Origin of the sequence: Nostoc sp. DedQUE02 (assembly GCF_034531035.1) — a bacterium.
Lineage (GTDB): Bacteria > Cyanobacteriota > Cyanobacteriia > Cyanobacteriales > Nostocaceae > Nostoc.
Window position 1 is genome coordinate 1 of sequence record NZ_JAVRBY020000043.1, and the last position, 11,722, is coordinate 11,722.

Sequence of the window (11,722 nt, forward strand, 5' to 3'; positions counted from 1 at the left end):
ATCAATCACTCTATTGAGTAAAAGTTTCAACTTTTAGGGGACGACAAGTTAGAGTTAATTGCATATATTTATAGACAGAGCCTCCAAAGCTTCAACAAAAGTATGTAAACGTTTAGTTGCTCACTGGTGGCGAAATCCTCTAATTAATTGATGTCAAAGAATATTTAGAATTGGTAAAAAAGGCGGAATACAATTATGGATGTTTGGAATTTGGGTAAATTAGGAGTCGTAATCGTTGGCGCAATAGCTTTCTCTGGAAACTCTGCTATTGCCAAAATCAATCAGGGTGTGACTCTAGAGAATAATCTCAACGCACCTACTTTAAACACAGCGATTAAAAAGCACAATACATTCGGAGACGATGCCCGGAAAATTAATTACAGCATCAAACAAACTCAATCTCAAAATAGAAATGCTGCTCTAGATAAGAAAAAAACTTTGCTAGCAGGCTGCCGGGGATGGCAGCAGTTGGGGTGTCTTTAAGCCTTAGAGGATGTTTGAAAAGTATTTTTGGAACTTCTGAAGCTCGGAAACCTAATCCCCCTAACCTCCCTTCCCTACAAGGGAATGAGAGTTTCAAAGCCTCTCTTTGCTTGTCTAACGACAGGCTAACGCCAACGGGGAGAGGAAAGGAAGCGGGGTTTCTGGTATACTTTACGACTTTTCAAACATCCTCTTAGCGTTTTTTATTTCACACAGATCCCCAAGAGTTAATAAGTAGGTGGGCATAAGTATATAAATATAGATTGGCTGGCATCCCTATGCTTAGTTGAACGCGGCATGACTGGAGTGATAGAAAAGCTGGCAATACTGTTATTCGTTGGCGCAAATATCGTGATTGGCAGTATTGCTCTGGGAATAGTACGACTGTTGCTGCAAGGGAAACTACTATCATTGCCTGCAACAGGCGATCGCAGCAAATAAGTAATGCTTGTGACAGCAAGATCACCGGGAGCGAAACTTTCCTCTCTGAAATTGATCGTATGAATGTCTTCTTTGTCTACTATGCATTAGATATGCATCAGTCCTTACGGGGGACAAAAAGGGCTATGATGCAGATATAATAAGCCTCATAACCCTCTCCCGGCGTTGCATAATTGCGGGATGATTTCGCAAGTTATAAAATCTCCCCCCCTGCAACGCCAGCACCCCCTGCCTCCCCTGCCTGCCTAAATTCATCCCTCTGTTCTGCAACGCCCCCTCTCCCCTGTAGTAGATCATTCAACGATATATCGATGGGTTCAGGCTTATGCTCCAGAACTCGAAATCGGTCAGGAAATTTGCATCATAACCAAAAATCTGATGAGTTAGTTTCTCAGGAGAATTTTATGGTGGACTCAATTTGCATCAATGCTGGTGGAGGAGTGAGCGGAATCTTTGGTGCAGATGCCTACTACAGTGGCGGTCAAAGCGCTTCGAGCAATACTCCCGTCGATTGTAAGGGCGTCTATTACCCAGCAAACCAAGAAGTTTATCAGACCGAACGCTACGGCACCTTCACTTATACCTTTACGGATCTGACTCCCAACGCCATCCATACTGTTAAGCTTCACTTTAACGAACACTTCTGGGACTCGGTTGACAAGCGCAAATTTAACGCTGCGATTAACGGCACGCAAGTATTATGGAATTATGACATTTTCTCCCAAGCTGGCGGCATCAATAAGGCGATCGCTGAAGAATTTGTAGTGACCTCAGATGCCAGGGGGCAGATTGTAGTGAACTTCACACCAGGCGCTGCTGACCAGCCCACAGTTAGCGGTGTTGAAATCAACCAGAACACCCGCCCGCAAAACAATATGCTCTTGGGTTGTTTCTCTGGCTACGCTAATATCAACGACATAGAATCCTGGTTGGGTAAAAAGCACGCCGTGCAGGTTATGTTCACAAGCTGGGATTTGAACAACAAGGAACAGGCTTTCACTACGATGAATCATATCTGGGATAGTGGAAGTGTACCTCTGGTGACATGGGAAGTCTTTACCGATGACAAAAATCGCTATGCACCAGAGAATATCGATGCACTAATCGCCAACGGCAGCTACGATAGCTATTTGAACGATTGGGCTGACACCATGAAGAGCTTCCTGGCAGGTTCTGGCGGCGTATACGGCGATGCTGATGACCGTCGAGTTTACCTGCGATTTGCTCATGAGATGAACGGCGACTGGTATCCCTGGTCTGCCAGCTATAAAAACTCACAGAACACGCCCACAGATTATATCAATATGTGGCAACATGTTTGGACGGTCTTCAAAAATAAAGGCATTGACAGTAATCATTTGCAGTGGCTCTGGACACCCATGAATACCGATGTAGGCAGCCCGCTCCACAAGGCTGAGTCTTACTGGCCGGGCGATACCTACGTTGATTGGGTTGGCATTGACGCTTACAACTGGGGTACTGGCCCGTCTTGGTCAAACTGGACGTCTCCTGTCGCGCTCCTAGATGACATGATTAACCGCCTCTCCGGCTACGGCAAGGCGATCGCGATTCCAGAGTGGGGCACAACGAGTGATAACTACGGTAGCAACAATGTTGGCGCGAAGGGTCAGTGGATTGTTGAGATGTTCGACTACCTCTCGGTCAAACCCCAAATCAAGATGCTTTGTTACTTCAACATTGATAAAGAGACTGACTGGGCTATTTTTGGCGGAGGTCACGGCGACAGCACCTATAACATAGGCTCCATCGTCCATCAGGTCTACTCTATCTACAAAGTACGAGTCGGTGCAGACTACATTATCCCAGGCAACAACAGTCCTCAACGAATAACAGATGCCCAGTTCAAAGGACTGTAAACATTCCATCCCAGATAGTTCGACAAACCTACTCAATCAGCAAGAACATCATGAAATTTTCATTTATCAACAACGTTGCACCAGCCACCGCAGGCCCCACCACTATGTCTTATGATGAAATTCAAGCTGAAAATGCCGACCACAACGGCACGGTAATTGATGGACGCAATGACCGTACCTATCCAGGGTTGGCAAATGAAGCAATTGAACGTCGCGCCGTGAAACTCGATACCGTAGGGCAATATGTCGAGTTCACCGTACCACGCGATGCAAACTCAATCATCGTCCGTTACGCGATTCCCGACTCAGCCGATGGTGCAGGGTTAACAACACCTATCGGCTTGTATATCAACGGTGAAAAACAACCCGACCTAATCTTGACATCGAAATACAGTTGGATTTACGGTACCTATCCATTCAATAACAATCCCGGCGACATCAGACCGCATCACTTTTATGATGAGGCGAATCGGCTAACACCACAGATGTCTGCGGACGACAAGGTTCGCATTCAGGTGGAGTCAAATAGTACCGCGCCCTGGTACATCATTGACCTAGTTGACTTTGAGCAAGTAGCACCTGCTTGTGCGATGCCAGAGGGATATCTCTCGCTGACCGTTGATTTTGGTGCAGATCCGTCTGGCGTACAGGATTCCACTACTGCTTTCCAAAATGCGCTTGATGCATCATCAAGTCAGCGTCGGGGATTATGGATTCCGCCTGGCGAGTACAAAGTTAGCACTTGGCTACAGGTACACGACAGCGTAACACTCAAGGGTGCGGGTATCTGGTATTCCAAGATTCACTTTGTGGCGCAGACGGGTAATAATGCCGGACTTATGGGGCCTTGGAATACAGGGACATCTGCACAAAATGTCAACTTTTCGGATTTTGCAATTTGGGGCGAAGTTACCCAGCGCGTCGATAACGACCAGCTCAACGGTATCGGCGGCGCCTACTCGAACTCAACGTTTACGAACCTGTGGATCGAGCATAACAAGTGTGGTATGTGGCTGGACGGGCCATTTGACAAGCTGATAATCAGCAATGTCCGAGTCCGCAATCAGCAAGCAGACGGGATCAATTTCCACAGACAAGTCACCAATTCCACCGTTACACAGTCATTTTTCCGCAACACAGGCGATGATGCCCTCGCAATGTGGAACGAAGGAGGTGGCGGTTTCAACACCTTCTCGTTCAACCGCGTTGAAATACCAGTGCTGGCAAACGGAATCGCCATTTATGGGGGTGAATCTAACGTCGTCACCGATAACTACGTTGCTGACCAGCAGGCTGAAGGGGGTGGTGTCCACGTCGGCAACCGCTTCCCCGGAAGTAAACCAATAAGCGGCACAACGGTAATTGCCCGCAACGTAATTGTCCGCGCCGGTTCACAGGATTACTACAATGGCTGGAACTTCGGTACGGGTGCGCTGTGGTTCTACGCGCTGGACGCAGACATGACGGGCGTCATCAATGTTGAAGATAATCAAATCATCGACAGCAACTATGAAGCGATTCATTTTATTGGCAGCAGTGTTACCAATGTAACCCTCAACCGCAATCAGATTATCGGCGCTGGTACTTATGCAATGGAAATCCGTTGTGCAGGTACAATGACAATCAGCAATACAACGGCAACAGGACTGGGACACGGCGCTATTCTCAACTGCCGAACAGACTTTGCGATCGCTGACGGTGGCGGTAACGGTGACTGGACTACTCAACCACCAATCTGCCCTGACCCTTATCCAACCCCGATTTATGTTTCGCTAGGATCATCTAAACCTGAACAATTATTAGGAGTACCCATAAATAAGTAACAGGGTGGGTTCGCTGTAAATATAGCGATCAGAATTTTGCGGCTCTGAATACCAACGGCGATCGCAGATGGAGCAACGCAAAAAAGCTTTGATGTGACGCTTTGTCTGTAGGAAGTTAGAGCATCTTTGGTTAAATACTTATAAAACTAGTGAGGTTGTTAATAGTTAATTGTAATTAACCACCAACGCTCTTGAAGCGCGTAACTATCCGAACTTGATTTTAATGAGTGCGACGAGGCTGAAACCCTCTCTCCCTAATCAATTGTCCAAAGTTAAGTGTAGAAAAATGGTAAATTCTAAGGAGTTATTCTAGACTTATGAGCTTGAACATTAAGTCATCTCAGGAAAGTGTAGAGGTATGGCTATCTGTACCTAATACAAGCACTATGCTGGTAAGGCAGGCAGATATTTATTTTGCGGCTGACAGTGCTGTTAATAATTATACAATAATGATTAACGAAGATACACACTATCAGCAGATAGATGGTTTTGGTGGCTCACTGACCGATGCGTCATGTTGGCTACTAAAGTATAAGCTTACAGACCAGAAAAGGGCTGAAGTCATGCAGGATTTATTCGGAGAATCAGGAATAAATATAAGCTTGCTTCGGCAGCCTATAGGAGCATCTGACTTTAGCTGGGAAGCGTGGACATTTGATGATACTACCAATAATACTGATGACTGGTCTTTAAACAACTTTTCTCTTTCGAGGGAAGACGCTTACATACGCCCTATGCTCGATACGGCATACAAAGTAAATCCGGGTCGCATAAAGATATTTGCTACCCCGTGGAGTCCACCAGCATGGATGCGCTCTAACAAGGGACTTTATGGTCAGGGCGGATACTTGCGTCCTGAGTGTTACAACGTATATGCTGATTACTTTGTCAAATATGTTAAGGAATGTGAAGCTAAAGGAATTCCTATATATGCGGTAACAATTCAGAATGAACCTCAGTATGAACCTGATGCATATCCTGGAATGCAAATGTCTATACAGGATGAAATAGGGTTTATTAAAGACTACATTGGTCCTAAATTTCAACAAAACGGTATAAGCACAAAAATTATCTGCTTTGACCACAATTTTGATGATAAGGGTACAGACTTTGCAGCGTCAGTGTTAGCATCTGGTGCATATAACTACTGTGCCGGTTCAGCATGGCATCCTTACTGTGCGGGTAATTCGTGTGTACATGAAAAAATGACTGAAGTACACAATAGATACCCGGATAAGGATGTATGGTTTACAGAAGCAGGTAGCGGTACGTGGATAGGTGATGATTCTGCCCAATTTGCAGACCAGATGTCTCACACTATCCGTTCACCCAGAAACTGGTCTAAGTCTGTAGTATTTTGGAATATAGCTCTTGACCAGAACGCAGCTCCAAAGCTTGCAGGAGTAGATACATCTAATTCAAACCGTGGTTTCTTGACAATCAGGTCAGATTCTACAGACAGTGTAACAAGAAATACATCATACTATTCAATGGGTCATACAAGCAAGTTTGTTGACCCAGGAGCATACAGAATAGAGTCGAATTCATTCCCAGACGATATTGAAGACGTAGCATACAAAAACCCTGATGGCTCTAAAGTAGTTGTATTGTCCAATAGAACACCCAATCAGAAGTCAGTTAAAATTCAATCGGGTTCAGAGTCATTTACATATACTGTACCTGAAAAAGCTGCGGTAACATTCAAATGGCGCTCCTAATAAATAAGAATTAGATCGGTATTGAGCCTATAGCCGTGTGAAAACCCACATTCTGAGTCGGAAAACTCTTTCAATGGTGTTGGCTTAATAACGCTACAAACTTGTGAAATCGGCGTTGCTGATTGCGGTATGAAAAATAATTTTGCGTTATTTCAAAATCCTTGTAGAGACGTTGTAATTGCTAGTCTTTACATCCAAATTCATACCTCGATTCAGCAACACCGCATTTAATACTTTGAAGTATTTGTTTGGAGTTCCTTTATGTCTTGTACACTCGGTAATTCATATATTGTCCAGTCGGGAGACACGCTTTTTATCATTGCTCAACAACAATTAGGTGATGGTGAACGCTGGCATGAGATTCTCAAACCAGATGGCATCCCATTTACAGACGGGGATGCTTCTAATTTACAGGTGGGTCAAGAAATATGCATTCCAGGGTCTACTCCTTTACCTCCTCCCTCCGGGAACCAAATAAATCTAGAAGCTAGATTTTACAGTATGGAGGAAACGAATTGCCATCTACCTGCCTCCGGCGTGCATGGGGTAACATTGCAAGCAGCACTTGCAGGTCAATTACAGTCACAATGCCAAGGTGAAAGCGTTGAACGTTTACAGTGTGCAGTAGACCCAAATGTGATTCCCGTATTAACAAATTTTACCTTGGTGCTTTGGGATGGTAGGCAAGTTCCTGCTGCTGCCTTAGATATCGGTACGGCAATTATCGGTCAAAAGATTGACATCTTTGTTGATAGCGTTGAAGAAGCAATCAATCTAGGTGTCCAGTCTGTAACAGCAATTTTGTAATTTAATTTTTTGGAGTTGATTTATGTCTTGTACAATCGGTAGTTCATATATTGTTAAGTCTGGAGACACGCTTTTTGTTATTGCCCAACAACAATTAGGTGATGGGAACCGTTGGTATGAACTCAAAAAACCAGATGGCACTCCCTTAACAGACGCGGATGCAACAAATTTACAAGTGGGACAAGAGATTTGTATTCCTAACGGGTCTGTCACTCCACCACCACCACCCCCTCCCCCAAAGGACAATGGTTTCGCAGGTATTGTATCGCAGCAAACCTTCGAGGCTCTATTTCCAAACCGAAATGGTTTTTATTCCTACGACGGTCTAGTGACCGCCACGCAGAAATACCCAAGCTTCTGCAATGAAGGATCGGACGAACAATGCAGACGTGAGGCAGCTGCCTTCCTAGCAAATGTTGCTCAAGAGACGGGTTTTTTACAATACATTGATGAACTGAACACAGCAGTATGGGGTAGCTATTGCGATCCCACAACCTATCCGTGTGTGCAGGGTAAAACCTATCACGGTCGCGGACCAATCCAGTTATCGTGGAACTACAACTATGCTACATGTGGGGCGGCTCTTGGGATTGATCTGCTCGATAACCCGGATTTGGTCTCAACAGATAGCGCTATTTCCTTCATGACCGCCCTGTGGTTCTGGATGACATCATGCCACAATGCTATCCGCAACTCCGGTTTCGGCATGACAATCTCTATCATCAATGGTGGCATCGAATGTGGACCGAATGCGTCCCCACAAGGTAGACAAGAAGCCCAAAATCGAATCAATTTTTATCAGGATTTTTGCCAGAGGTTGGGAGTTTCACCGGGCGAAAATCTTTCCTGCTAAGTCGAATGGCACGCTTGTTATTTGTTAATGAATTTACCTACAAGATTATCGACTTAGCAACTTGCACTGAGTTTCGACACAACGACAAGCTCAGTGCATCGCTTGGCGGTAATCGAGCGACTTGCACTGAGTTTCAACACAACGACAAGCTCAGTGCATCGCTTGGCGATAATCGAGCGACTTGCACTGAGTTTCGACACTTCGGCTACGCTCAGTGCATCGCTACGCGGTAATCGAGCGAAGTCGAGATTCAACTACCACCGATCTTTTTGCCGCACAGAATACCTTTCCCGTATTCTGGCGGCTGACGTATGTATTCTGTTTTGATAACCGCATGAACTTTCGGCAGTGCAAAAGATATCTGCGTTCACCACATTATTAATCACATAACTATGAAAATTAAAATTCCTTGGCTTGTTACAATTACTACATCAACTCTATTGTTCGGGATGCTTGGAGCAGCAATTTCTGTTCAGGCGCTTGCAGTTAATGTGAAAGTAACCCAAAAATTAGCACAGACAGTTGAACTTAATCTTGCACTGACCCAATTCGGACTACACAGATTGTCTTCTTTCCACAAGCGCCAGGTTCAGTACGCGTAGATGAACCACGGGGAGCTTCATAACGGGAGCAACGCGATTTTCTGAAGTCGGACAAAAACGAGTGACGATGCTCCACCCCACAGGAGACGATCGCTAAACCGAAAGTTCAGTATTTATAGTAAAATTAATACTAACTAACTGTCTAGTTGTCTCAGTAATACTGAGACAACTCTATTTTAGTGCGAGAGCGTAATTACATTCTTAAAGCTGACCGCAAGCGACTTTTAAACTATCACTTAGTCGCAGCACATCAGCTACCGCTTGGTAGTGGTGCAGTTGAAAGTTTAATCCATCAAGCTGTTAACTTACGTATGAAGGGAAACAGTAAGTTTTGGCTTGAAGATAACGCAGAGATTATGTTACATCTGCGATGTCAATCGATAGCTGGCAGTTGGGAGAATTTTTGTAACTCTATTTTTAATTCTTTCCTTAATTTCAACAGTGCTTGAACATTTTATACATTTTACTTAAATGTATGTTTTAGCGATCGCATCTTGCGAGGCAGAGCATCATCGCCCATTTTTTCTCCAACTTCAGAAAATCGCGTTGCTCCCTGTGACTATTACTTGGGATTAGACATTACCCTCTAGCTGTGAGACATACTAATTACTCAAAATGCCCCTTCGGGTGGGTACAGGTTTGGATACTAACCTGGGAACTTTTTGAGGGTTCCACTCTCGCGAGCGACTTTCGGGTCGCACTGAAGTCTCTCAATTATATCTTTCCGACTGTGGGCTATTTATCAAAAGGATTTTAAGCTTATCCCGATTTTCTGTTCTGATGATACTCATACCCCAGCTTTCTGTGTCACCTTCTCATGATGGTTGCCATAATCTTAAAAAAGCCGAATGCCCCATTTAAAACACCTGCTGTTTTCACTCCACCCATCATCGCTCCCATAATGCCGAGTGAAAGTGTATCGGCTCCAGTTAGGTATAGATTTTTAATTGGTGTTCTAGCCCCAATCCAGGATTGATCCAGACGTTCAGGAATACAGGGAATGCCGAAGATAGCACCGCGATCGCTAGCATCAAAGTGTTCCACCGTCAGTGGAGTCGAGAGTTCGGCATACTCAATCAAATCCTGAAAGCCAGGGTAGTGGCGCTCCACTAACTGAATCAGGGATTGGGTAATTTGGGCTTTGAGTTCAGTGTAATCCGCGCCTCGCCGTCGCCAGGATTGTTCCCGCCACTGCGAAAAGAAATCATAGTCAACGTGGGCAATAATTTCTGCCGTATGCCCCTGAGATAATGGATCTTTGAGCGATGGAAATGAGAGATAGCAGAAATTAGCGACAGGGATGGGTGGATCTTGGGCAATTGCATCGTGGTTATAGGTCGTGTAAATCCAATGGTTCTCACCCTGAAACCCCAGTTGCTGTGGACTCTGTTTTAACCCTAAATATACCGTTACCATACTGCTACTTTTTGGAAACGCTTGAATTTTCTGGCGCTCTGCCTGCGCGTAGTTGGGTGGAATCAGCTTCACATAAGTATTGAAGGCTCCGGCATCAGACACCACAATAGGTGCAAAGTACGTTTCCAGGTCTGCCTTGGGATGTGCTGTATCTTGGGCTTTCACTCCCACTACCACCCCGGATTCCAACAAGATTTCTGTGACTCGGCGTTGGGTGATGACGACACCACCCCCCTGTTCAATTACGGGAATAATGGCTTGCGCGATCGCCTTTGCCCCGCCCACAGGATACCAGCCGCCCTTAAAATAATGGGTCACAATCGCACCATGAATGCCAAAGCAACTTTGGGATGGCGGTAAGCCATAATCTCCCCACTGGGAAGCCAGTAATGCTTTGAGTTGGGTATCTTGAAAATGTCTGTTCAAATAATGCTGGGTCGTTTGTCTAGCAATGGCTCCGAAATGACGAACAAACCGCCTGAGTAGAGGATGCAGCAATACCGGAAATAGCTCCAACATTGAATGCGCTCCAAACCAAAATGCCGCTTTCTGGACATCCTTAAAGTACCGCCGAATGGCTGTCTGCTCGTGAGGAAAGCGCTGAATTAGATCAGACTCAAAGCGATTAGGGTCAGAATAAACCTCAAAGGTGAAGTTCGGGTAGACAAATTTTTCAAACGGATCGGGCATCTTGTGCCAATTCAAATTGCCATTGGTGAGATAGTCAAACACAGCTTTGCCAGTGCCTCCATCTCCCATATTTCCAACATAGTGCAGCCCCACATCCCAATGAAATTTTCCCTTGCGCTCAAAGGTATGGGTGAATCCCCCAGGGATGAAATGCTGTTCTAACACTAAAACGCTTTTGTGATAAAGCTTAGATAGGAGCGCGGCAACCGTCAACCCACCAATTCCAGAGCCAATCACAATTGCATCAAACCGTTGCTGTCGAGTTGTTGTTACCATAGTTACTCTAATACAAGAATTTAGATGTTGTCGCTGTCAACTTCAAGTAAGTTACATTTTGTCAAAACAAATTAGATGCGTTTGCCCTGAAGAGCTATAAAATCCTCCCTCTACCGTGTAATACATGGTAAAGCATTCGTACTTTTTCAGTTCTTTCGCCGTGTAATACTTGGTAAAAGGTTGTTTTTTACCATTTCTTCCAAGTAGTCTGCTCGGGTACACCCGAAGCACTCCGCCGCTATGCCTAGAGCCTTCCACGTTTCATCGGTCAATCTCAAAGAGCGTACTTGACGATAATCATCGTTTTTAAGCGCAAACTTCCCTTGAATATCCCGTTTTAGCATAAACTTTTCCATGTAATACACTGTTAGTTTATCTCTAGCCGTGTATTATATGGAAGATGTATTCTACTTTGACGCTGATTTTTGAAGCATAAAATGGTTCTTGTCAGATTTTGGTGATGATGAAAGGTTACGCACTTTAAGGCAGAAGGCAGGAGGCTCAGTTGGCAGAAGGTTTTAAAACGTTTTCTTATCCGAGCATGGGACTTGTGACTTCATTCTTGCGATCGCTGGATGCAAAACATGGCTAAAATACCCAAATTGTGTTTAGTACTTATGGACGATGCGTAAGTCCTATAAGAGATTCCGTTCTCAAACATATCTCATAGTTGGAAGAGGGGTTTTCCGAAAAGTTATGACGGGAGGATGAAGGTACAGACAGGCGAAAACGAAAT

General features: G+C 44.8%; 9 protein-coding genes and 2 pseudogenes. 9 read left to right on the plus strand and 2 right to left on the minus strand.

The window, feature by feature from the left end; translation table 11 throughout:
- Window positions 1-195: 195 nt before the first annotated feature.
- The 9 genes and pseudogenes from RMX98_RS25715 to RMX98_RS25755 all read left to right on the plus strand — a co-directional run.
- Window positions 196-483 carry a hypothetical protein gene (locus RMX98_RS25715; RefSeq protein WP_409881843.1) on the plus strand — a complete coding sequence of 96 codons (288 nt, stop codon included), beginning with the start codon at window positions 196-198 and terminating at the stop codon, window positions 481-483.
- A gap of 297 nt (window positions 484-780) precedes the next feature.
- Entirely contained in the window at window positions 781-924 is a 144-nt protein-coding gene (locus RMX98_RS25720; RefSeq protein ID WP_322676895.1) for a hypothetical protein, read from the plus strand.
- Between the two features lie 356 nt (window positions 925-1,280).
- Complete coding sequence (locus tag RMX98_RS25725; protein ID WP_322676896.1) at window positions 1,281-2,801, plus strand: malectin domain-containing carbohydrate-binding protein; 1,521 nt, start codon at window positions 1,281-1,283, stop codon at window positions 2,799-2,801.
- A 104-nt stretch (window positions 2,802-2,905) separates the two neighbouring features.
- Window positions 2,906-4,624: a glycosyl hydrolase family 28-related protein gene (locus RMX98_RS25730; protein WP_409881847.1), complete on the plus strand. Its 1,719-nt coding sequence runs from the start codon at window positions 2,906-2,908 to the stop codon at window positions 4,622-4,624.
- 317 nt (window positions 4,625-4,941) lie between these two features.
- The gene (locus RMX98_RS25735) at window positions 4,942-6,342 is read left to right on the plus strand and encodes a glycoside hydrolase family 30 protein (protein WP_322676898.1); all 1,401 of its coding nucleotides are present in this window, start codon (window positions 4,942-4,944) and stop codon (window positions 6,340-6,342) included.
- 261 nt (window positions 6,343-6,603) lie between these two features.
- Window positions 6,604-7,149 (plus strand): 3D domain-containing protein, encoded by a 546-nt coding sequence (locus RMX98_RS25740; protein ID WP_322676899.1) that lies wholly within the window; start codon window positions 6,604-6,606, stop codon window positions 7,147-7,149.
- Between the two features lie 22 nt (window positions 7,150-7,171).
- Complete coding sequence (locus tag RMX98_RS25745; RefSeq protein WP_322676900.1) at window positions 7,172-8,002, plus strand: glycoside hydrolase family 19 protein; 831 nt, start codon at window positions 7,172-7,174, stop codon at window positions 8,000-8,002.
- 5 nt (window positions 8,003-8,007) lie between these two features.
- Window positions 8,008-8,235: a hypothetical protein gene (locus RMX98_RS25750; RefSeq protein WP_322676901.1), complete on the plus strand. Its 228-nt coding sequence runs from the start codon at window positions 8,008-8,010 to the stop codon at window positions 8,233-8,235.
- 542 nt (window positions 8,236-8,777) lie between these two features.
- Window positions 8,778-9,053 (plus strand): annotated as a pseudogene (locus RMX98_RS25755) (ISLre2 family transposase); the annotation flags it as partial.
- A 358-nt stretch (window positions 9,054-9,411) separates the two neighbouring features.
- Here RMX98_RS25755 and RMX98_RS25760 read toward each other — a convergent pair.
- A complete protein-coding gene (locus tag RMX98_RS25760; RefSeq protein WP_322676902.1) occupies window positions 9,412-10,986 on the minus strand; it encodes an NAD(P)/FAD-dependent oxidoreductase in 1,575 nt (524 codons plus the stop codon).
- Window positions 10,987-11,138: 152 nt separating this feature from the next.
- Window positions 11,139-11,330: pseudogene (locus tag RMX98_RS25765) on the minus strand (hypothetical protein); the annotation flags it as partial.
- Window positions 11,331-11,722 lie beyond the last annotated feature (392 nt).